A 22136-nucleotide genomic window follows, 5' to 3' on the forward strand; every position below is an offset into this window, starting at 1 on the left:
CATCCATGCCGCGCCCGCCGCCGACCATCGCGCTATGATGCGCCCATGCCCAGCATTTTGAACTCAACCGGACTGCATCTGGCCCTCTGGCTGATGGCGTGCATCCTGCTCGTGGCCGGTGCGGTGGCACCCATGTTCACCTTCACCACCTTCTGGATCTTCGACGACACCCTCTCTCTGCTCGGCGGTATCCGCCGTCTCTGGCAGGCGGGGGAGTGGGGGCTGTTTCTGGTGGTGAGCGGGTTCAGCCTCCTGTTGCCGGCCGGTAAGCTCCTGCTGCTGTACCGGCTGATCGGCGGAACGGTTCCGCCCGCGCATGAGGCACGCATCCGGCGCTGGCTGTCGCAGACGGGCAAGTGGTCGATGCTGGAGGTGTTCGTGGTGGCCTGGCTGGTGGTGATGCTGCAGTTCGGCGGCACGGCGCGTATCACCATCCACTACGGGCTGTATCTGTTCGCCGCGGGGGTGGTGGCGAGCATGCTGCTGACCCAGCTGGTGGAGGCGGGAGCGCGCCGCGATGGCTGACGGCAATCGCCCGAGCGGGGGTGTTTGCACGACGGGCTGGGGCCCCGGAGGCCATAACCGGTGATAAGCTGCGGTCAGGCCATGGTCCCGTGCCGCCTCAGGCGTCGATGACTGTGGCCGCTACAAGAACAACAGACATAACAACAAGCGAGCGGTTGCCCGGCCAGCGGATACTGGCGGCAGACCGCACGCGGACATGCCGGTTACAAGCTATTGATGAACATCGTCGCGCTATTTGAGCAGCAGGCCTCGGTGCGTCCGGGGCAGCCCGCCATCATCGATGTGCGGGGGGCACGGTACCGCATCCGTTCCTATCGCCAGCTCGCCGCGGACGGCGCACGGACGGCGGCCCTGTTCCGCGCCCAGGGTCTGGGTGCGGGCGACCGGGTGCTGGTGGTACAGCCGATGGGCTACGAGCTCTACGTGGTGCTGCTGGCGCTGTTGCGGCTCGGGGCCGTGGCGATGGTGCTGGACCCGGCGGCCGGCCGGGAGACGGTGGCGTCCTATTGCCGGCTGGGCGAGCCGACGGCGCTGGTCGCCGGGCGTCGCGATCTGCTGCGCCACCTGGTCTCGCCCAGGCTCTGTCGGCTGCGACGCTTTGCCGTGGACGGCTATGTGCCCGGTGCCGTGGCGCTGTCGCAGGCACGCCAGCAGCCGCGGCTCGAGGACCTGGCCGCCGGCGGCCAGGCGCCCGCCCTGTTTACCCTGGTGCGCAACGAGCAGGGCGTATTGCGCCGGGTACTGCGCTCGCATGACGACCTGATCGCCACACAGGCGGCCCTGGCCGCTGCGCTGGATCACAGTCCTGGCGAGTGCGAACTCTCCACCCAGCCGCTGGTCCCGCTCGCCAACCTGGTTTCGGGCATGACCAGTGTCATCCCCGCCGCCCCGCTGCATGCCCCCGCCCGGGTAGCACCGCAGACAGTGTTCCAGCTGCTGAAGGCCTTCGATATCCGGCGCAGTGCGGGCGCCCCGGTCCTGTTTCGTCGCCTGGTCGAATACTGCGAGCGGTCTGGCCGCAAGTTGCCCCTGACGCATATACACGTCGGCGGGGCACCGGTCCTGCCGCCTGCCCTGGCCCGCATACAGCACGCGACCGACGGGGCCGTGGTCGCCGCCGTGCATGGCGGTGCAGAGGCCCTGCCGCTGACGCGCGTGATGTACCGGGAATATCGCCAGGTGGATCTCGCGGCCATGCAGGCGGGTGGCGGTCTGCTCACCGGCAAGCCGGTGGACGGCCTGACGCTGCGGGTGATTCGCGACCGCTATGGGGCGCCCATCGGCCCCTATGACGGCAAGCGCTTTGCGGCCGAGGCCCTGCCACCGGGCAAGATCGGCGAGGTCGTGGCCTGTGGTGATCACCTGGTGGCCGGCTACCTGAATGCCGAGGGCGATGTCGAGAGCAAGTTCGAGGTGGATGGGCGACGCTGGCACCGTACCGGCGAGGCCGGCTATCTCGACGCGGAGGGCCGGTTGTGGCTGGTCGGTCGCTGTCGCTCGCGCATCGACGACAGCCGGGGCCGGTTGTATCCCTTCAGCGTGGAATGTGCCGCCAGCTTCCTGGACGGGGTGCAGCGCTCTGCGATGATCAGCCACGCCGGACGACGCATCCTGCTGGTGGAAGGGATGCGCGGGCTGGACGTCGAGGCCTTGCGCCGGGCGCTCGCCTGGGCGCAGCTCGACGAGGTCCGCCGGGTGCGCGCGATACCGGTGGATGCGCGCCAGCAGGCGCGGGTGGACTACGCCCGCCTGGCGGCCCGCCTGAAATAGTCTGGCCTAGCGGTAGTCGCCGTGGCGCTGGATCACCTCGATCTCGTAGCCGTCGGGGTCGTGCATGAAGAAGAATTTCCCCACCAGGCGCTCACCGTCCTTCAGCTCCACGATGTCCTTGACCGCGAAGCCCGCCTGGCGGATGCGGGCGTGCTCGGTATCCAGGTCGTCGACGGTGACGGCGATGTGGCCGTAGCCGCTGCCGTGGGTATAGGGCTCGGTACGCCCGTGGTTGAGGGTGAGCTCCAGCTCGACGTCGCTCTCCGCGTTGCCGAGATAGGCCAGGCTGAAGTCGTCGAAGTCCAGGCGGCGCTTCAGCTCGAGGCCCAGGGCCGTGCGGTAGAAGTCGACCGAGCGGTCGAGATCCAGTACGCGGATCATGGTGTGTACCAGCCGTGCCATGGTTTTACTCCTCGCGCATCCGTGGATTGAAGACGGCAGCCTAACCGCTCCGGTGGCCGGAATGAAGACCTGCGCCGAACACCATCACAGATGTCCGGCGACACGCTGGCGGATGGCTGGCCTGTGGGCGTAGGATGAGCGCATCGACGGTTGCTGAAGGAGAAGCCCCCATGTTGCGTCCTCTGTTGCTCGTCTCGCTGCTGCTCCTGCTGGCCGGCTGTTCCAGCGTGCGCGTCACCCAGGACTACGCGAAGACGGCCGATTTTTCCGCCTACCGGGTCTTTGCCTGGGATGAGCCGCGGCATCGGGAGACCGGTGATCCCCGCCTGGACGATCCGCTGGTGCACCGGCGCATCCAGCAGGCCATCGAGTCGCAGCTCGCCGCGCGCGGTTACCGCTTCGTGGCTGAGCCGGCGCAGGCCGACCTGCTGGTGCGTTACCACACCCTGGTGGAGGACCGCATCGAGACCTCGCGTTCGAGCGTGACCTTCGGTACCGGCTACTGGTGGAGCCGCACGGGGGTGGCCATCGGGCTGGACTATCCCTATGGATCGCGGGAATACGACGAGGGGACGCTGCTCATCGACTTCGTCGCCCCCGCCAGCGGCGAGCTGATCTGGCGCGGCACCGGCGTACGCCCACTGGCGGATACCCCCACGCCCGAGGCGCGCGACGAGGTCGTCAACGACGTGGTACAGCGGATCCTGGCGCAGTATCCACCGGGGAAGTGAGGTGTGAGGCGTGACGTGAAAACGGTTTGGCCACAGAGGACACAGAGATCACAGAGGAAGAGCCAGCCCGGTTTACCTCTGTGTACGCTGTGCCCTCTGTGGCGCCTGAACTTTTGGCCTAACGCCTAACGGGCGCCGGTAGCCGCCGCGGCGGCCGTCGGGTGACAGCACCAGCTGCCAGAGCTGGATGTCGCGGGAGCGGAAGGCCCCGGCGCAGCTCAGCAGGTAGTACTTCCACATGCGGTAGAAGCGCTCGTCGTAGTGGTCGCGCAGCCGGGGCCAGGCGGCGTCGAAGTTCTCGAACCAGGCCATGAGCGTGCGGTCGTAGTCGGCCCCGAAGTTGTGCAGGTCCTCGATCACGAAGACGTCCTCCACGGCCTGCGCGATCTGCGCCAGCGAGGGCAGGTCGCCGTTGGGGAAGATGTAGCGGTCGATCCAGGGGTCCGGCGTGGTGGCGGTGAGGTTCTTGCCGATGGTGTGCAGCAGGAACAGGCCGTCCTGCTTCAGGCAGCGCGCGGCGACCTGCATGTATTCCCGATAGTTCTTGTGGCCGACGTGCTCGAACATGCCCACGCTGACGATGTGATCGTAGCGCTCCTTCACCGCGCGGTAGTCCTGCACCCGGATCTCCACCGGCAGGTCGCCGCACAGTTCCCGTGCCAGCTTCGCCTGTTCGCGGGAGATGGTGATGCCGACCACCTGTGCGCCGTAGCGTTCGGCGGCGAACTTCGCGAAGCTGCCCCAGCCGCAGCCGATGTCCAGCACGCGTTGCCCGGGCCGCAGGTCGAGCTTGCGGCAGATGAGGTCGAGCTTGGCCTCCTGGGCCGCTTCCAGGGTGGTGGCCTGTTCCCAGTAGCCGCAGGTGTAGGTCAGGCGCTCATCGAGCATGGCACGGTAGAGGTCGTTGCCGATGTCATAGTGCCGTTCGCCCACCTGGAAGGCGCGCCGCGCGGTCTGCAGATTCAGCAGGCGGAAGCGCAGGGCGTGGAATAAAAGACGCAGGGGGGAGACGGCCCGGTCCACTTTGGTGCGCAGGATGCGGTCGAAGAACTGGTCCAGTGCATCGCAGTCCCAGTCGCCGTCCATATAGGATTCCCCCAGGCCGAGGTTGGCCTGGGTCAGGGTGCGTTGTGCAACGCGCGGGTTGTGGATGCGGATGTCACAGGGCCGCGAGCCGTTCACACGGATGTCGGCCCGTGCCAGCAGGCCGGTGAAGAGCTGCATGCTGCTGCTTTGCTGGCGGCGTGTCGACGCAACGAGGGTGTCCTGGCTCATGCTGTCCTCCTGTCGTCCTGGCGGTCATGTCCTGGCCGGCGGCCTGTCCGTCCGGCGCCCACCCTGGCAGGTAAGCAAGCGGCGTGCCGCCAGGGGCGGCGGCTGCCGGGCCGAAGACATGAGCATAGCCAAGACGGGGCGAATCGCCAGTCAGACCGCCGGTTGACGGGTTCCTAGTCGCCGCCGATGGCGAGGGTACGGATGGCGAGGAAGACCTCGCGCAGGAAGGCCAGCAGGGCGCCGACCAGGGCGAGCATGGCGAGCACGAACAGCGCGCCGATGAGGTTGGCCAGGTTGAGGCCGAGGAAGTGCTCGACGAAGGCGCTGATGATGAGCAGGCAGACAGTCAGCGCCGAGGTGACGCCCAGGCTGATGCCGAGATAGATCCAGCGGGCGCGCCGGCCGAGCAGGCGCAGTTCGCTGCGCGCGGAGACGCGGGCCGTGTCGCTCACGGAGGCCAGGCGTTCCTCCAGGCGGCGGCTGCGATCGACGATGCGGGCCAGCCGGCTGGAGAAGGCATTGATGAAGGCGCCGATACCAGCCAGCAGGAAGACCGGGGCCACGGCCAGCTGGATGACGCTGGCGATCTCGCTCGCTGGCGCGGCCATGGTGCTAGTTCTCCGCCTTTGGCCGGCGGCGCCGCCGGCGGCCGGGGCCGCCCTCGCCGGCCGGGCGCCCCCCCGCGGGCCGGCCGGCCCTGCCGGGTGGTTTGCCGCCGCGACCGAGGCGCTCGATCTTCGCCGCGGGCAGGGGCTCGGCCAGCAGTTCCGTCTCCACGATGGCCATGGGGATCTTCTGATCGATGTATTCCTCGATCTCCGGCAGGTGGAAGGCGTAGTCCTCGCAGGCGAAGCTGACGGCATCCCCCTCGGCGCCGGCACGCGCGGTGCGGCCTATGCGGTGCACGTAGTCCTCGGCCGACTGCGGCAGGTCGTAGTTGAAGACGTGGGTCACGTCGGGGATGTGCAGGCCGCGGGCCGCCACGTCGGTGGCGATGAGGATGTCGTAGGTGCCCTCGCCGAATTCCGACAACAGGCGCTGGCGCTTCTTCTGCGGGACGTCGCCGGAGAGCAGGGCGGCCTTGAAGCCGTTGCCCGTGAGCCAGGCCAGTACGTTTTCGGCCACGCGCTTGGTGTTGACGAAGACGATGCTGCGCTCCGGGCGGTATTTCCGCAGCAGGCCGATGAGCAGCGGGATCTTCTGTTCGTTGCCGGGGTAGTACACCTCCTGGCGCACGCGCTCGGCGGTGACCTGCTCGGCCTCGATCTTCACCAGTTCCGGGTTGTTCATGTGCTCGTAGGCCAGTTCCATCACGCGGTAGGACAGCGTGGCGGAGAAGAGCATGGAAAGCCGCTGGTCCGGTGGAGGCAGGCGGCGCAGCAGGAAGCGGATGTCCTTGATGAAGCCGAGGTCGAACATGCGGTCGGCCTCGTCCAGCACCATCACCTGCACGGCCTTCAGGTCGAAGACGTGCTGTTTGAAGTAGTCGATGATGCGCCCGGGGGTGCCGATGAGCACGTCGATGCCGTCGACGAGCTGCTGACGCTGCTTGTCGTAGTCCACGCCGCCGTAGACCAGGCCGAGCTTCAGGCCGGTGTGGCGCCCCAGGGCCTCGGCGTCCTTGTGGATCTGGATGGCGAGTTCCCGGGTGGGGGCCAGCACCAGGGCGCGCGGCTGGTTGGCGCGCCGCTCGGCGCTCCCGGGCTGGCGCAGCAGACGGGTGAAGATGGCCACCAGGAAGGCGGCGGTCTTGCCCGTGCCGGTCTGTGCCTGGCCGGCCACGTCGTGGCCCTTCAGCGCCACCGGCAGGGTCCCGGCCTGGATGGGGGTGCAGCGGGAAAATCCCGCCTCTTCAACGCCTTGCAGTACCTCGCCGGGCAGGTCGAGGGCCTGGAAGGTCATGTCGCTCAGGTGCGTATCGCCCATGGGATCCTTGTGCGTGTGTGTATCCCCCGGACTTGAAAATCTGGTCCGTATGGGATCAAATGCGTGAAAAGACACGCCGGCCGACGAGACCGGCGTTTTCTATCCCGCTGACACTATATCAATTATCCGGGCGGGTTTCGTGTACACGGATTCTAGCGGAGGCGAGACGAGTGAGCGACAAGATGGTGTACCTGACGGACGACAGCTTCGATGCGGACGTACTCAAGTCCGATACGCCCGTCCTGGTCGACTACTGGGCCGAGTGGTGCGGTCCCTGCAAGATGATCGCGCCGATCCTGGACGAGATCGCCGATGAGTACGAGGGCCGCCTGAAGGTCGCCAAGCTCAACATCGACGAGAACCCGGCCACCCCGCCCAAGTTCGGTATCCGCGGTATCCCCACCCTGATGCTGTTCAAGAACGGCGAGGTCGAGGCCACCAAGGTGGGCGCCCTGTCCAAGTCCCAGCTGACGGCCTTCATCGACCAGAACCTGTAAGCCGATACATCGCGACGGCCCCGGCGTATCGCCGGGGCTGGACCTCGCCCGGTAACCGTGCTAGCTTAATCCCCGCAGCCACGACAACTACAATCCTTCCGTCCCCGGCTGCACCTCATAGAATCAACTGAAATCATCAAGGCCCCCGGCCGGTTCCGCGCTGGCTGACGCCGTTCTTCCGTATCACACCATCCCTGAACCAACAAAACCCGTTTCCTATGAATCTGACCGAACTGAAGCAGAAACCCCCCGCCGACTTGCTGGAACTTGCCAAGAGCATGGGGATCGAGGGCATGTCGCGTGCCCGTAAACAGGACATCATCTTCGCCATCCTCAAGGCGCACGCGAAAAGCGGCGAGGACATCTTCGGCGACGGGGTGCTGGAAATCCTCCAGGACGGGTTTGGTTTCCTGCGGTCGGCGGACAGCTCCTATCTCGCCGGGCCGGATGACATCTACGTCTCGCCCAGCCAGATACGCCGCTTCGGCCTGCGCACGGGGGACACGGTCTCCGGCAAGATCCGGCCGCCCAAGGAGGGTGAGCGTTACTTCGCGATGCTCAAGGTCTCCGAGATCAATTTCGAGACCCCGGAAAACGCCAAGAACAAGATCCTGTTCGAAAACCTCACCCCGCTGCATCCCGAAGAACGCCTGCGCATGGAGCTCGGCAACGGCTCCACGGAAGACATCACTGCCCGCGTCATCGACATCGTCTCCCCCATCGGCAAGGGCCAGCGCGGCCTGATCGTCTCGCCGCCCAAGGCCGGCAAGACCATGATGCTGCAGAACATCGCCCAGAGCATCGCCGCCAATCATCCCGAGTGCTATCTCATCGTGCTGCTCATCGACGAGCGGCCGGAAGAGGTGACGGAGATGCAGCGCATGGTGCGTGGCGAGGTGGTGTCCTCGACCTTCGACGAGCCGGCCAGCCGCCACGTGCAGGTGGCCGAGATGGTCATCGAGAAGGCCAAGCGCCTGGTCGAGCACAAGCGCGACGTGGTGATCCTGCTGGATTCCATCACCCGCCTGGCGCGCGCCTACAACACCGTGATCCCGTCCTCGGGCAAGGTGCTCACCGGCGGCGTGGATGCCAACGCCCTGCATCGCCCCAAGCGCTTCTTCGGCGCCGCGCGCAATATCGAGGAGGGCGGCAGCCTCACCATCATCGCCACCGCTCTGATCGATACCGGCTCGAAGATGGACGAGGTCATCTACGAGGAGTTCAAGGGTACCGGCAACATGGAGGTGCACCTGGATCGCCGCATCGCCGAGAAGCGCGTATTCCCCGCCATCAACATCAATCGCTCCGGCACGCGTCGCGAGGAACTGCTCACCCGTACCGAGGAACTGCAGAAGCTGTGGATCCTGCGCAAGTTCCTGCACTCGATGGATGACCTGGAGGCGATGGAGTTCCTCTTCGATCGCCTCTCGCAGACCAAGGTCAACGACGAGTTCTTCGATGCGATGAAGAGCCGCTAGCGCCCGGCCTGGTCCAGACCGAAGAAGATGAGGACGCCCGCTATTGCGGGCGTCCTTGTTTCAGGTGTGCGGTGCGATGCCGTTGTCGATATAGCAGCGCGGCGCCGTGTCCCAGATCTCGCGCGCATAGTCCCGCACGGTGCGGTCGATGGAGAACTTGCCCATGCGTGCTGTGTTGAGCATGGCCTTGCGCGTCCAGGCATCCGGGTCGCGGTAGAGTTCGTCCACCTTTTCCTGCGTGGCCACGTAGGCGGGAAAGTCCGCCAGCAGCATGTAGTGATCCACGTTCAACAGGTTGTCGACCAGGTCGCGATAGCGGTCGGCCTCCTCGGGGCAGAAGAAGCCCGTGCCGATCATGTCGAGCACCCGCCGCAGCTCCGCATTGTTCTCGTAATACAGCCGCGGGCGATAGCCCTCTGCGCGCAGGCCCTCCACCTCGTCGGCCTTCATGCCGAAGATGAAGATGTTGTCCTCGCCCACCTCCTCGGCAATCTCGATGTTGGCGCCGTCCAGGGTGCCGATGGTGAGCGCACCGTTGAGCGCGAGCTTCATGTTGCCGGTGCCCGAGGCCTCGGTGCCGGCGGTGGAGATCTGCTGCGAGAGGTCGGCGGCCGGGATGATCACGCCGGCCAGCGACACCTCGTAGTTGGGCAGGAAGATCAGTTTCAGACGGTCACCCACCAGTGGATCGTGATTGATGATATCGGCGACGTCGTGGATCAGGCGGATGATCTTCTTCGCCACGGCGTAGCCCGGGGCGGCCTTGCCGGCGAAGATCACCACGCGCGGCACGCGGTGCTCGGCCTGGCCGTCGCGGATGCGGTTGTAGAGCGCGATGACGTGCAGCAGGTTGAGCAGCTGGCGCTTGTACTCGTGGATGCGCTTGATCTGCACGTCGAACAGCGCCGCGGTGCTGACGGCCTGCCCGGTCTTGCGCAGGATAAGCTCAGCGAGCTGGCGCTTGTTGGCCTGCTTGACCTGGCGGAAGGCCTCGCGGCAGCTGGCGTTCTCGATATGCGGCTCGAGTTCGCGCAGGCGATCGAGCGACAGGATCCAGTCCTCGCCGATGTGCTCGTCGACGAGCTGGCGCAGCCCCGGATTGGCCTGGTTCAGCCACAGGCGCGGGGTGATGCCGTTGGTGATGTTGATGAACTTCTCCGGCATCAGACGGTGGAAGTCCGGGAACAGCTGCGTCTTGATGAGTTCGCTGTGCAGGGCGGCCACGCCGTTGACGCGGTGGCTGGCGATCACGGCGAGATAGGCCATGCGCACGCGTCGCCCGCCTTCCTCGTCGATGATGGACAGCCGGCGCACGATGTCGTTGTCGCCCGGATGGCGGTGACGCACCTGGTTGAGGAAGTGATGGTTGATGTCGTAGATGATCTGCATGTGCCGCGGCAGCACGCGCTCGAGCAGGCTCACCGGCCAGGTCTCCAGTGCCTCGGGCATGAGCGTGTGGTTGGTGTAGGCGAAGCAGCGCCGCGTGATATCCCAGGCCCTGTGCCAGGGCAGCAGGTAGACATCCGTGAGCAGGCGCATCAGCTCGGGGATGGCGATGGCCGGGTGGGTGTCGTTGAGCTGGATGGCGACCTTGTCGGCCAGGGTGTCCACCGGCAGGCCCTCGCGCACGCAGTGGCGGTCGAGGATGTCCTGCAGTGAGGCCGAGACGAAGAAGTACTCCTGCTTGAGGCGCAGCTCGCGGCCCATGGCGGTGGCATCGTTGGGATAGAGCACCTTGGAGATGGTCTCCGACTGGTTCTTGTCCTCCAGGGCGCGGATGTAGTCGCCCTCGTTGAAGTAGCGCAGGTCGAAGTCGCGCGTGGCCTTGGCCGACCACAGCCGAAGGTTGTTCACGTTCTTCTGTTTGCCATAGCCCGGGACCGGTATGTCGTAGGCCATGGCCAGCACCTCTTCGCCGTGGTCCCAGAAGCGGTCGATCTGGCCGCTGATGCCGATGTGTTCGGAGACCGTGCCGTAGAAATACACCGGGAAGATCTTCTCCGGGCGCGGGAACTCCCAGGGGTTGCCGTAGCGCAGCCAGCTGTCCGGGTGTTCCACCTGCTGGCCGTTCTGGATCTCCTGGTGGAACATGCCGAATTCGTAGCGGATGCCGTAGCCGTAGCCCGGCAGGCAGAGTGTGGCCATGGCGTCCAGGATGCAGGCTGCCAGACGGCCGAGGCCGCCGTTGCCCAGCGCCGCGTCCGTCTCCAGGCCCTCGATGTCGGTGAGCTCCACGCCCAGGTCCTCCAGGGCCTGTACGCAGGCGTCGTAGATGCCGAGGTTGAGCATGCTGTTGATGAGCATGCGCCCGAGCAGGAACTCCATGGAGAGGTAGTAGACGCGCTTGACGTCTTCTTCCTGGTGGTAGCGCTTGGTGAACATGCGCTGTTCGATGAGCCGGTCGCGCACGGCCAGCGAGACCGCATGCAGCCAGTCGCGGGTGGTGGCGTGCAGCGGGTCCTTGCCGACGATGTGGATCAGGCGGTCGCGGATGTTCTGACGCAGCGTGTCGACGTCACTGGCCAGCGGCTGGTGCTCGATGTCGACGACGGATTCCGGATGGTTCATGCGGCGACTCCTGGGATGTGGCCATGACAGCATGGTGCAAGTTCGGGGCCAGCGGCCCGATCGGCCCGATGGGCGTCAACCGCCGCCCCTGGCCGATGGGGTATTCTAGTCCACCCAGTCTAGCGGGCGGGAACGACAGCGGCGTGACAGCGCCTGTTGCACCAGCCTGGTGCAGATTGGCCCGATTTCGGTCAAGATTCTGCCCAGCGGGCCGCTAAACCGGTTAACCGCCCATCATCGAAAATGGACCCACAGCACACGTCATGAAAACGAATCTGCCCGTCACCGGCCGGGAGGTCGATTACCCGGCCGACGAATCCCTGATCTCCTCCACCGACCTCAAGGGGCGCGTGACCTTCGCCAACGAGGGCTTCTGTCGCGTGGCCAAGTTCGAGGCGGACGAGCTGGTGGGGAAGAGCCACAACGTGGTGCGCCATCCGGACATGCCGCCGGCGGCCTTCCAGAACCTCTGGGACGAGATCAAGGCCGGGCGGCCCTGGGTGGGGGCGGTGAAGAACCGCTGCAAGGACGGCGATCACTACTGGGTGGACGCCCATGTCACCCCGATCTTCCGCAACGGCCAGGTGGCCGGCTACGAGTCGGTGCGTGTCAAGCCTGATCGCGCCCTGGTGCGCCGTGCCGAGAAGCTCTACCGGCGCGTGTGGAAGGGCCGGGTGGGCTTTACCCGCCGCTTCTATCACCACACCACGGTGCGGCTCTCGCTGGGCTTCTTCGTCCTGCTGGGCGCCATGCTGGCGGTGCAGGCCGTGCTGCCGGCCCCCTTCGGCACCTGGCTGGCCTATGCCGGCGCGGCCGTTGCCGGGCCGCTGGGCATTGCCGTCGCCCTGCGCCGTCTGAAGCGCCTGGGGGCCCATGCCCGCCGCATCGCCGACAACCCGGTGACGCAGAAGGTCTATGAGGGGGACCTGGACGAGATGGCCCAGGCCGAGGCCGCCCTGCACATGCTCAAGGCCAACCAGCGCACCATCCTGCGGCGTATCGGGGCGAGCGCGGCCCACCTGCAGGACGTGGCCCACCAGGGCCGCGACCAGGTGCAGCAGACCACCCAGACCATCGCCCAGCAGCATGCCGAGGTGGAGCAGGTGGCCACGGCCATGAACGAGATGTCGGCCACCGTGAACGAGGTGGCCCGCAACACCTCGCAGGCGGCCGAGGCGGCGCACGCGGCCAACGAGGAGGCCCACGACGGCAAGCGGGTGCTGGATCGCGCCATTCATTCCATCGACGCCCTGACGCGCGAGGTGGACAACACCGCGAATGCCCTGGAGGCCCTGAGCCAGCAGAGCGGTCAGATCGGCAGCATCATCAACGTGATACGCGAGATCGCCGACCAGACCAACCTGCTGGCGCTCAACGCCGCCATCGAGGCCGCGCGTGCCGGCGAGCAGGGCCGCGGCTTTGCCGTGGTGGCCGACGAGGTACGTTCACTGGCCATGCGCACCCAGGAGGCGACCGGGCAGATCCAGGACATGATCGCCGGGGTGCAGGAAGGCACGCGCAACGCGGTGGAGGCGATGGAACACAGCCGCAGCACGGCGCAGGAAAGCAGCGAGTCCATGGGCGAGGCGGGTCAGTCGCTCGGGCGCATTGCCGATTCGGTGCAGCTGATCAACGACATGAACACGCAGATCGCCACCGCGGTGGAGGAACAGAGCGCCGTGGCCGAGGAGATCAACCGCAATATCCTCAACATCAAGGACCAGGCCGATGCCATCCTCGGCATGGCCCAGGCCCTGGACGAGAACAGCGAGGCGCTGTTCTCCAACGTCTCGGACCAGCGGGCGCTGGTGCAGGGCTTCGACGAGCTGCTGCAGGCCTGAGGCGTACGCCCCAGGCCCCGTATCAGGCGCTCCCGGCCTCGCGGGCGACCGCGCGGTAGCCGATGTCGGTGCGGTAGTAGACGTTCGACCAGTCGATCTGCCGGGTGAGTTCGTAGGCCCGCTTCTGCGCCTCACGGGCGGTCTCGCCCAGGGCCACGGCACAGAGCACGCGCCCGCCATTGGTCACCACCTCGCCGTCGCGTTCGGCGGTGCCGGCGTGGAAGACCTTGGCATCGGGCGCGTCCTGCCCGGGCAGGCCATGGATCACGTCGCCCTTCGCGTAGTCGTCCGGGTAGCCGCCGGCGGCCAGCACCACGCCCAGCGCCACCCGCGGGTCCCACTCGGCCTGTGCCGCGTCGAGCCGCCCGTCGATGGCCAGGTCGCAGAGCGCCACCAGGTCGGAGCGCAGTCGCATCATGATCGGCTGGGTCTCCGGGTCGCCGAAGCGGCAGTTGTATTCCAGTACCTTGGGCGTGCCGTCCGGCGCGATCATCACCCCGGCATAGAGAAAACCCGTGTAGACGTTGCCCTCGGTGGCCATGCCGGCCACGGTGGGTTCGATGACCTCGCGCAGGATGCGCGCGTGGATCTCGGGCGTGACTACCGGCGCCGGCGAGTAGGCCCCCATGCCGCCGGTGTTCGGGCCGCGGTCGCCGTTGTCGCGGGCCTTGTGGTCCTGGGAGCTGGCCATGGGCAGGATGTTCGTGCCGTCGACCATGCAGATGAAACTCGCCTCCTCGCCGGTGAGGAACTCCTCGATCACCACCCGGTGTCCGGCCTCGCCGAAGGCGTTGCCGGCCAGCATGTCTTTCACCGCATCGATGGCCTCCTGCTGGGTCTGCGCCAGGATCACGCCCTTGCCGGCGGCCAGGCCGTCGGCCTTCACCACGATGGGGGCGCCGTGGTCGTGGATGAAGTCCACGGCCGCGTCGATCTCGGTGAACACGCCGTAGCGGGCGGTGGGAATGTGGTGACGGGCGAGGAAGTCCTTGGTGAAGGCCTTGGAGCCCTCCAGCTGGGCGGCGTCACGGCTGGGGCCGAAGATGCGCAGGCCGCCGTCGCGGAAGGTGTCGACCACGCCGGCCACCAGTGGGGCCTCGGGGCCGACGATGGTGAGGTCGATGGCCTCGTCCTGGGCGAAGCGGAACAGGGCCGGGATGTCCTCGGCGCCGATGGCCACGTTCCGCACCTTCGCCTCGCGGGCCGTGCCGGCATTGCCGGGGGCGACGAATACCTGTTCCACCCGGGGAGACTGCGCGGCCTTCCACGCAAGTGCATGTTCGCGGCCACCGCCACCGATGATCAGTACCTTCATGGGCTGTTTCCGTTCTGGTTGGTTTGCAGCAGGCCGCTAGTCTAGCGGCCCGGCCGCGCTTTGTCTCGCCACCGGCTGGGCCAGCGGCAGTTCGAACCAGAAGCAGCTGCCCCGGCCCGGGGCGCTCTCGAATCCCATCCGGCCGTCGTGCTGCTCGACCAGGGTGCGGGCGATGAACAGTCCGAGCCCGGTGCCGTCGCGCCGGCGCCGTGGCGAGGTGTCTCCCTGGGTGAACTTCTCGAAGATGCGCTCGGCCAGCGCCGGCGATACCCCGTTGCCGTGATCGCGGATGGCCACGCGGGCATGATCGTCGTCGGCCGTGATCACGACCTCGATGCGGTCGCCCTCGCGGCCGTACTTCACGGCATTGGACAGCAGGTTGTCCAGCACCTGCGAGAGTCGCTGCGGATCGGCATGCACCACCACACCGGGTGCCTGGTCCTCGAGCAGGAAACCGGCGCCGAAGCGCTCGGCATAGGCGCGGTTGTGTTCCAGGGACTCGCAGACCAGCCGGCCCAGGGCGAGTGGGCGGCGCTCGATGGCGAGCCGACCGGCCTCGATGCGCTGGATGTCGAGGATGTCGTTGACCAGGCCGAGCAGCCGTTCACCGTTGGCCAGGGCCAGGCGGCTGAGCTCGCGGGCACGGGGCGGCAGTTCACCGGCCACGCCGTTCACCATCAGCCCGAGCGAGCCGAGCATGGAGGTGATGGGCGTGCGCAGCTCGTGACTGACCACGGCGAGGAACTCGTCCTTGAGACGTTCGGCGCGGTCGCGCTGGCCCTGTGCGCGATTCAGGAAGTGACGCATCACGCCGGCCAGCAGGGCGAAGATGCCGAATACCAGCAGGCCCTCGGCCAGCAGCCGGTTGCGCATGGTCGTGAAGAGCCGCGGCGCGTGCAGGCCGAGGACCTCCCAGCGGGTGCCGGGCACGTTGTCCCGTGCCAGTACGCGTGCCGCCTCCTCGTCCGTCAGGCGGTAGTCGTCGCGGACGAAATCGCGGCGCGGGCCGGCCGGGGTGGCCTCGATCAGGGGTTCCTCGCCGGCCAGCACCAGCAGGCGCTCGTGGTCCGGGGTCTGCATGTGACCGAGCAGGTCGCCGAGGATGCGGGCATTGAAACTGACGAGCAGGATGTAGTCACGACCGTCGACGCGGAATTCGCCGAGCAGGTCGAAGTGGTACACGTCGATGCTCGGGTGCACGCGCTGGCGCTGCTGGCCGGCAGCGTCGAATTCCCGGATATCCTGCAGGCAGAGCTCGCCGCCCAGGAAGTCGACGTCGTGCACCACCAGTTCGCCCTGCGGGTTGGCGATGGCATAGGTGGAGGCGTCGGGGAAATAGCGCACCACCTGGCGCGAGAGCGCCAGGTAGCGGTCGGGGTCATCCGGGGCCCTGACCAAGGCATCGAGCAGGGGCTGGTGGTCCTGGGTGAACACCCCCACCAGGCGTTCCTGTTCGCCGATCAGGCGCGCGAGCTCGGCGGTGATGCCGCGCACGGCCTCCCGGGCGATGGCCTGGTGCTGGTCGGCGAAGGCCTGGTAGCGCAGCGCCGTGATGCCGCCGATGAGCAGGCCCACCAGCAGCAGCATGACGAGTAGGGCGATGCCGTGGCTGCGCATATCCGCGTTGCGTTCCGCCTGTCGGTGAATGGGAAGGTGGAGGTCCCCCGCACTATAACGAAAAAACCGCGCCGGGGCGGCCCCTGGCGCGGCTTGACGGGCGGACTGCCGTACCGGCTAGTGGCGGAAGTGGCGCATGCCAGTGAAGACCATGGCCATGTCGTGCTCGTCGGCGGCGACGATGACCTCGTCGTCGCGCATGGAACCGCCGGGCTGGATCACCGCGGTGATGCCTGCCTCCTTCGCGGCGTCGATGCCGTCGCGGAAGGGGAAGAAGGCATCCGAGGCCATCACCGAGCCCTCCACGATCAGCCCCTCGTCGGCGGCCTTGATGCCGGCGATGCGGGCCGAGTAGACGCGACTCATCTGCCCGGCACCGATGCCGACGCTCTGCTGGTCACGGGCGTAGACGATGGCGTTGGACTTGACGAACTTGGCCACCTTCCAGGCGAACAGCAGGTCGCGCATCTCGGCTTCGCTGGGCGCACGCCGGGTGACGACCTTGAGGTCGGCCGGGGCGACCATGCCGATGTCGCGGTCCTGCACCAGCAGGCCGCCGTTGACGCGCTTGAAGTCCAGGCCGGGGACGGGGGCGGCCCACTGGCCGCAGGCCAGCACGCGCACGTTCTTCTTCGCGGCCAGCTCTTCCAGGGCCTCGGCCTCCACCTCGGGGGCGATGATCACCTCGACGAACTGGCGCTCGACGATGGTGCGCGCGGTGTGCGCGTCCAGCGGGCGGTTGAAGGCGATGATGCCGCCGAAGGCCGAGGTGGGGTCGGTGGCATAGGCGCGGTCGTAGGCGACCAGGATGTCCTCGCCCACGGCCACGCCGCAGGGGTTGGCGTGCTTGACGATGACGCAGGCCGGGGCCTCGAACTGCTTGACGCATTCCAGCGCGGCGTCGGTGTCGGCCACGTTGTTGTACGAGAGTTCCTTGCCCTGCAGCTGGCGCGCGGTGGCCACCGAGGCCTCCTTGGGCTCGTGCTCCACGTAGAAGGCGGCGCGCTGGTGCGGGTTCTCCCCATAGCGCATGTCCTGTGCCTTGCGGAACTGCTGGTTGAAGGTGCGCGGGAAGTCGTCCTTTTCGCTCTCGGAGCGGATGCGGCCGAGGTAGTTGGCGATGGCGCCGTCGTAGCGGGCGGTATGCTCGAAGGCCTTCACCGCCAGGTCGAAACGGGTCTCGCGGGAGATGCAGCCGTCGTTGGCCTTCATCTCGGTCTCCACGCGGGCGTAGTCGGCCGGATCGACGATGATGCTCACGTGGGCATGGTTCTTGGCTGTGGCGCGGACCATGGTCGGGCCGCCGATGTCGATGTTCTCGATGGCGTCTGCCAGCGAGCAGTCGGGACGGGCCACCGTGGCCTCGAAGGGATAGAGGTTCACCACCACGAGATCGATGGGCACGATGTCGTGCTCGGCCATCACCGCGTCGTCCACGCCGCGCCGGCCGAGGATGCCGCCGTGGATGCGCGGGTGCAGGGTCTTCACGCGGCCGTCCATCATCTCCGGGAAGCCGGTGTGCTCGGAGACCTCGACCACCGGGATGCCACTGTCGGCCAGCAGCTTCGCGGTGCCGCCGGTGGAGAGGATCTCGATGCCACTGTCATGCAGGTGGCGGGCGAAGTCGACGACGCCGGTCTTGTCGGAGACGCTGATGAGTGCCCGGGTGACGGGCCATTGCGTGGCTGCGCTCATGGTGCTGGATTCCGCTGGGGTGTGAATGAAAAGGTCGACATTATAGCCGACATGGCCGACCCGGCGGGCAGGCCGGGGCTTATTCGAGACCGTACTGCCGGAGCTTCTTGCGCAGGGTGCCGCGGTTGATGCCGAGGTGCTCGGCGGCGCGGGTCTGGTTGCCGCCGCAGTGGCGCATCACGCAATCGAGCAGCGGGCGCTCGACCTCCTCGATGACCATGCGGTAGAGCTCGCCCGGCGCGTGGCCGTCGAGATGCTGGAAGTAGCGCTCGAGCGCCTGTTTCACCGCTTCGGCGAGCGGGGGTGCGTCCATGTCGTGTGAGCCGGCGTTTTCCCTGGTTGGCACGGCTTCGAGATGTGCACTCATGCGGCCAGAGTCTCGTTATGGTTCTGCGGGTGATCGAAATACGCGGCGATCAGCGCGAGCTGCTCATCGGCCCGGTCGGCCCGGTTGATGCGCTGGCGGGTCGCCTCGCCCCCGGGGCGCCCCTTGAGATACCAGCCGATGTGCTTGCGCGCGATGCGCAGCCCGGCGTGTTCGCCGTAAAACCCGTGCAGTGCCTGCACGTGACCGAGCAGCGTCTCGCGCACCTCGTCCCAGGCGGGCGTGCCGCCGGGCTGTCCGGTCTCGATGTGGTGGGCGATCTCGCGGAAGATCCACGGATTCCCCTGTGCTGCCCGGCCGATCATGATGGCATCCGCCCCGGTGAATTCCAAGACGTGCTTCGCCTTTTCGCCCGAATCGATGTCGCCGTTGGCGATCACCGGGATGGCCACCGTCTGTTTGATGCAGCGGATGGTGTCGTATTCCACCGTGGGGCCGTAGGCGCAGGCCCGGGTGCGGCCGTGCACGGCCAGGGCCCGGATGCCGGCGTCCTCGGCGATCTGCGCGATGCGCGGGGCATTGCGGTGCGCCGGGTCCCAGCCGGTGCGGATCTTGAGGGTGACGGGGACGTCCACGGCGTCCACCACGGCCTCGAGGATGGCGCGCACCAGTGGCTCGTCCTGCAGCAGGGCCGAGCCCGCGGCGCGGTTGCAGACCTTCTTCGCCGGGCAGCCCATGTTGATGTCGATGATCTGGGCGCCGAAGGCGACGTTGAGGCGGGCGGCCTCGGCCATCATGGCCGGGTCGGCACCGGCGATCTGCACGCTGCGGGGGGCATCCTCGCCGGCATGGTCTAGGCGGGAGCGGGACTTCCTGCTGTGCCACAGGCGGCTGTCGGCGGTGACCATCTCGGAGACGGCCAGGCCCGCGCCCAGCCGCCGGCAGAGCTGCCGGAAGGGGCGGTCGGTCACGCCCGCCATGGGGGCGAGCATGAGCCGGTTGTCGAGCTGGTAGGGGCCGATGTGCATGGTCGTGGTCTCCGCGAGCCCGCCATGATACCGGGCGCGACGGGGCGCCGCATCCCCGGCGCGCCGGACTGCTCGAGGCAGGGCTGGCCGGACTAGAGGAAGTCGAACTCGAAGGACAGGGCGCGCTCGCCCGGGTCGACGATCTCGAGGTTGACGATGGCCGGCACGCCCGGTTCCATCAGGCTGCCGGGTGGCGGCGGGCTGGCGAGGTATTCCTCGGGCAGGAAGCGGCGTGCGGCCACGCTCTGGCCCTGCAGGTCGGAGAAGCGCATGCCGAGCAGGGGGTAGGGCTGGGGATGGGGGGCCCGGTTCACCACCGTGGCGGTGATCATCAGCGCCCCCTCGATGTTGGGGTGGGAATAGACGTGGCGATTGACCAGCTCCACCCGGCTCACGTCCCGGGGCTGCGGCGACGTACAGCCGGTCAGCTCGCAGAGCCGGTCGATCGGTGCCTGCAGCGCCGGGTAGCGATAGAGGGTCTCGCGTTCGTACCAGGTGTACTGGCCGGCCAGGGTCGCGATCAGCAGCAGGCTGGCCAGTCCCCAGGCCAGCCGGCCCCGGGTGCTGCCATGGGCACGGGCGGGGCGCAGGTCCTCGGCGAGGATGCTGGGGATGTCCCGTGCCGGCTCGTCCTCCCCTGCCTGTGCCGGGGGCGCCACCGCGGCCAGGGGGATCTGTTCCGGTGGCGTGGCCGGGGCCTCGGGCGGCACGGCGAGCAGGGTGTCCATGGCATTGAAGACGTGCTCGCATTCGCCGCAGCGCACCATGCCCTCGGCCTGGGTGAGCAGGCGGGTGCGGACGCGGAACACGGCTTCACAGCGGGGGCACTGGACGTACATGGGTCTAGTCTACTGCAAGCCGGGCCGTGTGCATCAGCCGTCCCGCCGCCGGCCGGTGAGGCGCGTCCAGTCCTCGCGGAAGGCGGGCGGGTCCATGTCGAACCAGGCGGTATAGGCCTGGCGCACCGTGTCGGCCTGTTCGCGCAGGATGCCGGAGAGCACGATGGCGCCGCCCGGGCGCACGCGGCCGGCCATGACCGGGGCCAGTTCGACCAGCGGGCCGGCGAGGATGTTGGCCATGACGAGATCGGCCGTGGTCTTCTCGCCCAGGCCCTCGGGGTAGTCGATATGCAGGCGCGCATCGTCCACGCCGTTGCGCGCGGCGTTGTCGCGGGTGGCGGTGAGCGCCTGCGGGTCGATGTCCACGGCGGTCACGCGGGCGGCGCCGAGCTTGAGGGCGGCCACGGCGAGGATGCCCGAGCCGCTGCCGTAGTCGATGACCTCGAGGCCGGCCGGCGGGTGGGCGTCCAGCCATTCCAGGCACAGGGCGGTGGTCGGGTGGGTGCCGGTACCAAAGGCCAGCCCGGGGTCGAGCAGGATGCTGATGGCATCGCCCGCCGGCGGCTCGTCCCAGCTCGGGCAGATCCACAGGCGCTGGCCGAAGCGCATGGGACGGAAGTCGTCCATCCAGGCCCGCTCCCAGTCCTGGTCCTCGACCTGGCGGGTGTCGAGCGCCTGCAGGGCGGGCAGCTGTGCCCGGATCAGGGCCGTGAGGGTGGCAAGGTCGGCATCGGCCTCGAACAGGCCGGTGACCAGTACCTGGTCCCACAGCGGGGTCTCGCCCGGGGCGGGTTCCAGCACCGGCTGGTCCTCGGCGTCGCGATAGGTGACGGAGACGGCGCCGGCGGCCAGCAGCAGTGACTCGGCGGCCTCCAGCTGCTCGCGCGCCAGGCGCAGGGTGAGCTCCTGCCAGGGCATGGCGGTGCTACTTCTGGCCGCCGAGTTTCTTCTCCAGATAGTGGATGTCGGTTCCACCAGCCTGGAAATGCGCATCCGCCATGATGTCACGCTGCAGCGGGATGTTGGTCTTGATGCCGTCGACCACGATCTCGTCGAGCGCGCCGCGCATGCGGGCGATGGCCGTCTCGCGGGTCTCGCCCCAGACGATCAGCTTGCCGATCATCGAGTCGTAGTAGGGCGGTACGGGGTAGCCGTTGTAGATGTGGGTGTCCACGCGCACGCCCGGGCCGCCCGGGGCATGGAAGTTCTGGATGGTGCCGGGCGAGGGCATGAAGGTCTCCGGGTCCTCGGCATTGATGCGGCACTCGATGGCATGCCCGCGGAACAGGATCTCCTCCTGGGTGAAGGCGAGCTTCTCGCCGGCGGCGATGCGCAGCTGTTCCCTGACGATGTCCACGCCGGTGATCATCTCGGAGACAGGGTGCTCGACCTGCACGCGGGTGTTCATCTCGATGAAGTAGAACTCACCCTTCTCGTACAGGAACTCGAAGGTGCCGGCCCCGCGATAGCCGATCTCGCGACAGGCCTCGCGCACGCGCTCGCCCAGGCGGTGACGCTCCTCGGCGGTGATGCCGGGGGCAGGGGCCTCCTCGACCACCTTCTGGTGGCGGCGCTGCATGGAGCAGTCGCGCTCGCCCAGGTGCACGCCGTTGCCGTGCTCGTCGGCCAGGATCTGGAATTCCACGTGACGCGGTGTCTCCAGGAATTTCTCCATGTACACCTGGCCGTTGCCGAAGGCGGCCAGGGCCTCGGACTGCGTCAGGGAGATGGCATTGAGCAGCGCGGCCTCGGAATGCACCACGCGCATGCCGCGGCCGCCACCGCCGCCGGAGGCCTTGATGATGACCGGGTAGCCGATCTCGCGGGCCTTGCGGATGTTCTCGTCCGGGTTGTCGTCGAGCGCACCGTCGGAGCCGGGCACGCAGGGTACGCCGGCCTTGATCATGGCCTCCTTGGCGCAGACCTTGTCGCCCATCATGCGGATCGTCTCGGCGCGCGGGCCGATGAAGATGAAGCCGCTGGACTCGCAACGTTCGGCGAAGTCGGCGTTCTCGGAGAGAAAGCCGTAGCCCGGGTGGATGGCGGTGGCGTCAGTGACCTCGGCGGCGCTGATCAATGCCGGGACGTTGAGATAGCTCTCGGTGGAAGAGGCCGGGCCGATGCAGACGGACTCGTCCGCCAGGCGTACATGTTTCAGGTTGCGGTCGGCCTCGGAATGGACGGCCACCGTCTTGATGCCGAGTTCGCGGCAGGCGCGCAGGATGCGCAGGGCGATCTCGCCGCGGTTGGCAATGACGACTTTATCGAGCATAGGCTGGTCTTGCGTATCCGGTTGGCATGACG

At 67.6% G+C, this 22136-nt stretch carries 19 protein-coding genes; 6 read left to right on the forward strand and 13 right to left on the reverse strand.

The genetic code is table 11. The annotated features are described in order from the left end of the window. The first annotated feature begins 45 nt into the window (after positions 1-45). Together HUJ28_12725 and HUJ28_12730 are read left to right on the forward strand one after the other, a co-directional pair. Positions 46-525: a paraquat-inducible protein A gene (locus HUJ28_12725; protein MBD3620327.1), complete on the forward strand. Its 480-nt coding sequence runs from the start codon at positions 46-48 to the stop codon at positions 523-525. A gap of 216 nt (positions 526-741) precedes the next feature. Then, the gene (locus HUJ28_12730) at positions 742-2295 is read left to right on the forward strand and encodes an AMP-binding protein (protein ID MBD3620328.1); all 1554 of its coding nucleotides are present in this window, start codon (positions 742-744) and stop codon (positions 2293-2295) included. A 6-nt stretch (positions 2296-2301) separates the two neighbouring features. On the opposite strand, the gene HUJ28_12735 is transcribed toward HUJ28_12730, so the two are convergent. Continuing rightward, complete coding sequence (locus tag HUJ28_12735; GenBank protein ID MBD3620329.1) at positions 2302-2697, reverse strand: VOC family protein; 396 nt, start codon at positions 2695-2697, stop codon at positions 2302-2304. 170 nt (positions 2698-2867) lie between these two features. Between HUJ28_12735 and HUJ28_12740 the strand changes: the two genes are divergently transcribed. After that, positions 2868-3428 (forward strand): DUF4136 domain-containing protein, encoded by a 561-nt coding sequence (locus HUJ28_12740; GenBank protein MBD3620330.1) that lies wholly within the window; start codon positions 2868-2870, stop codon positions 3426-3428. A gap of 72 nt (positions 3429-3500) precedes the next feature. Here the strand turns inward: HUJ28_12740 and cfa are convergent, their stop codons facing one another. The 3 genes from cfa to rhlB all read right to left on the reverse strand — a co-directional run bounded on the left by cfa (position 3501) and on the right by rhlB (position 6629). Further along, entirely contained in the window at positions 3501-4703 is a 1203-nt protein-coding gene (gene cfa / locus HUJ28_12745; protein MBD3620331.1) for a cyclopropane fatty acyl phospholipid synthase, read from the reverse strand. 173 nt (positions 4704-4876) lie between these two features. Continuing rightward, positions 4877-5311, reverse strand: coding sequence for a DUF2721 domain-containing protein (locus HUJ28_12750; GenBank protein ID MBD3620332.1), 435 nt, complete (start codon positions 5309-5311; stop codon positions 4877-4879). A gap of 4 nt (positions 5312-5315) precedes the next feature. Further along, positions 5316-6629, reverse strand: coding sequence for an ATP-dependent RNA helicase RhlB (rhlB, locus tag HUJ28_12755; GenBank protein ID MBD3620333.1), 1314 nt, complete (start codon positions 6627-6629; stop codon positions 5316-5318). A gap of 170 nt (positions 6630-6799) precedes the next feature. Between rhlB and trxA the strand changes: the two genes are divergently transcribed. Together trxA and rho are read left to right on the forward strand one after the other, a co-directional pair. Next, the gene (gene trxA, locus HUJ28_12760) at positions 6800-7126 is read left to right on the forward strand and encodes a thioredoxin TrxA (GenBank protein ID MBD3620334.1); all 327 of its coding nucleotides are present in this window, start codon (positions 6800-6802) and stop codon (positions 7124-7126) included. Between the two features lie 218 nt (positions 7127-7344). Beyond that, the gene (rho, locus tag HUJ28_12765) at positions 7345-8604 is read left to right on the forward strand and encodes a transcription termination factor Rho (protein MBD3620335.1); all 1260 of its coding nucleotides are present in this window, start codon (positions 7345-7347) and stop codon (positions 8602-8604) included. A 60-nt stretch (positions 8605-8664) separates the two neighbouring features. Here the strand turns inward: rho and HUJ28_12770 are convergent, their stop codons facing one another. After that, positions 8665-11172 (reverse strand): glycogen/starch/alpha-glucan phosphorylase, encoded by a 2508-nt coding sequence (locus HUJ28_12770; GenBank protein MBD3620336.1) that lies wholly within the window; start codon positions 11170-11172, stop codon positions 8665-8667. 263 nt (positions 11173-11435) lie between these two features. Here HUJ28_12770 and HUJ28_12775 point away from each other — a divergent pair, with 263 nt between their 5' ends. Next, a complete protein-coding gene (locus HUJ28_12775; GenBank protein MBD3620337.1) occupies positions 11436-13013 on the forward strand; it encodes a methyl-accepting chemotaxis protein in 1578 nt (525 codons plus the stop codon). Positions 13014-13035: 22 nt separating this feature from the next. On the opposite strand, the gene purD is transcribed toward HUJ28_12775, so the two are convergent. From purD to accC, 8 genes are all read right to left on the reverse strand, one after another. Further along, the gene (gene purD, locus HUJ28_12780) at positions 13036-14328 is read right to left on the reverse strand and encodes a phosphoribosylamine--glycine ligase (GenBank protein MBD3620338.1); all 1293 of its coding nucleotides are present in this window, start codon (positions 14326-14328) and stop codon (positions 13036-13038) included. 36 nt (positions 14329-14364) lie between these two features. After that, positions 14365-15945 carry a HAMP domain-containing histidine kinase gene (locus HUJ28_12785; GenBank protein MBD3620339.1) on the reverse strand — a complete coding sequence of 527 codons (1581 nt, stop codon included), beginning with the start codon at positions 15943-15945 and terminating at the stop codon, positions 14365-14367. A gap of 117 nt (positions 15946-16062) precedes the next feature. Then, positions 16063-17640, reverse strand: coding sequence for a bifunctional phosphoribosylaminoimidazolecarboxamide formyltransferase/IMP cyclohydrolase (purH, locus tag HUJ28_12790; GenBank protein ID MBD3620340.1), 1578 nt, complete (start codon positions 17638-17640; stop codon positions 16063-16065). Positions 17641-17719: 79 nt separating this feature from the next. Then, a complete protein-coding gene (gene fis / locus HUJ28_12795; GenBank protein ID MBD3620341.1) occupies positions 17720-18007 on the reverse strand; it encodes a DNA-binding transcriptional regulator Fis in 288 nt (95 codons plus the stop codon). Further along, positions 18004-18993 carry a tRNA dihydrouridine synthase DusB gene (gene dusB / locus HUJ28_12800; GenBank protein MBD3620342.1) on the reverse strand — a complete coding sequence of 330 codons (990 nt, stop codon included), beginning with the start codon at positions 18991-18993 and terminating at the stop codon, positions 18004-18006. Before dusB ends, fis begins: the two co-directional genes overlap by 4 nt. A gap of 92 nt (positions 18994-19085) precedes the next feature. Next, positions 19086-19832 carry a zinc-ribbon domain-containing protein gene (locus HUJ28_12805; protein ID MBD3620343.1) on the reverse strand — a complete coding sequence of 249 codons (747 nt, stop codon included), beginning with the start codon at positions 19830-19832 and terminating at the stop codon, positions 19086-19088. A 33-nt stretch (positions 19833-19865) separates the two neighbouring features. Beyond that, on the reverse strand, positions 19866-20750 hold the full coding sequence (gene prmA / locus HUJ28_12810; GenBank protein MBD3620344.1) for a 50S ribosomal protein L11 methyltransferase: 885 nt from the start codon (positions 20748-20750) through the stop codon (positions 19866-19868). A gap of 7 nt (positions 20751-20757) precedes the next feature. Further along, positions 20758-22104: an acetyl-CoA carboxylase biotin carboxylase subunit gene (accC, locus tag HUJ28_12815; protein MBD3620345.1), complete on the reverse strand. Its 1347-nt coding sequence runs from the start codon at positions 22102-22104 to the stop codon at positions 20758-20760. Positions 22105-22136: the final 32 nt, after the last annotated feature.

It is taken from the genome of Chromatiales bacterium (assembly GCA_014762505.1).
Lineage (GTDB): Bacteria > Pseudomonadota > Gammaproteobacteria > SpSt-1174 > SpSt-1174 > SpSt-1174.

Coding starts and splice junctions, on each gene's coding strand:
- HUJ28_12725 (MBD3620327.1), top strand. CDS start 46: ATGCCCAGCATTTTGAACTCAACCGGACTGCATCTGGCCCTCTGGCTG.
- HUJ28_12730 (MBD3620328.1), top strand. CDS start 742: ATGAACATCGTCGCGCTATTTGAGCAGCAGGCCTCGGTGCGTCCGGGG.
- HUJ28_12735 (MBD3620329.1), bottom strand. CDS start 2,697: ATGGCACGGCTGGTACACACCATGATCCGCGTACTGGATCTCGACCGC.
- HUJ28_12740 (MBD3620330.1), top strand. CDS start 2,868: ATGTTGCGTCCTCTGTTGCTCGTCTCGCTGCTGCTCCTGCTGGCCGGC.
- cfa (MBD3620331.1), bottom strand. CDS start 4,703: ATGAGCCAGGACACCCTCGTTGCGTCGACACGCCGCCAGCAAAGCAGC.
- HUJ28_12750 (MBD3620332.1), bottom strand. CDS start 5,311: ATGGCCGCGCCAGCGAGCGAGATCGCCAGCGTCATCCAGCTGGCCGTG.
- rhlB (MBD3620333.1), bottom strand. CDS start 6,629: ATGGGCGATACGCACCTGAGCGACATGACCTTCCAGGCCCTCGACCTG.
- rho (MBD3620335.1), top strand. CDS start 7,345: ATGAATCTGACCGAACTGAAGCAGAAACCCCCCGCCGACTTGCTGGAA.
- HUJ28_12770 (MBD3620336.1), bottom strand. CDS start 11,172: ATGAACCATCCGGAATCCGTCGTCGACATCGAGCACCAGCCGCTGGCC.
- HUJ28_12775 (MBD3620337.1), top strand. CDS start 11,436: ATGAAAACGAATCTGCCCGTCACCGGCCGGGAGGTCGATTACCCGGCC.
- purD (MBD3620338.1), bottom strand. CDS start 14,328: ATGAAGGTACTGATCATCGGTGGCGGTGGCCGCGAACATGCACTTGCG.
- HUJ28_12785 (MBD3620339.1), bottom strand. CDS start 15,945: ATGCGCAGCCACGGCATCGCCCTACTCGTCATGCTGCTGCTGGTGGGC.
- purH (MBD3620340.1), bottom strand. CDS start 17,640: ATGAGCGCAGCCACGCAATGGCCCGTCACCCGGGCACTCATCAGCGTC.
- fis (MBD3620341.1), bottom strand. CDS start 18,007: ATGAGTGCACATCTCGAAGCCGTGCCAACCAGGGAAAACGCCGGCTCA.
- dusB (MBD3620342.1), bottom strand. CDS start 18,993: ATGCACATCGGCCCCTACCAGCTCGACAACCGGCTCATGCTCGCCCCC.
- HUJ28_12805 (MBD3620343.1), bottom strand. CDS start 19,832: ATGTACGTCCAGTGCCCCCGCTGTGAAGCCGTGTTCCGCGTCCGCACC.
- prmA (MBD3620344.1), bottom strand. CDS start 20,750: ATGCCCTGGCAGGAGCTCACCCTGCGCCTGGCGCGCGAGCAGCTGGAG.
- accC (MBD3620345.1), bottom strand. CDS start 22,104: ATGCTCGATAAAGTCGTCATTGCCAACCGCGGCGAGATCGCCCTGCGC.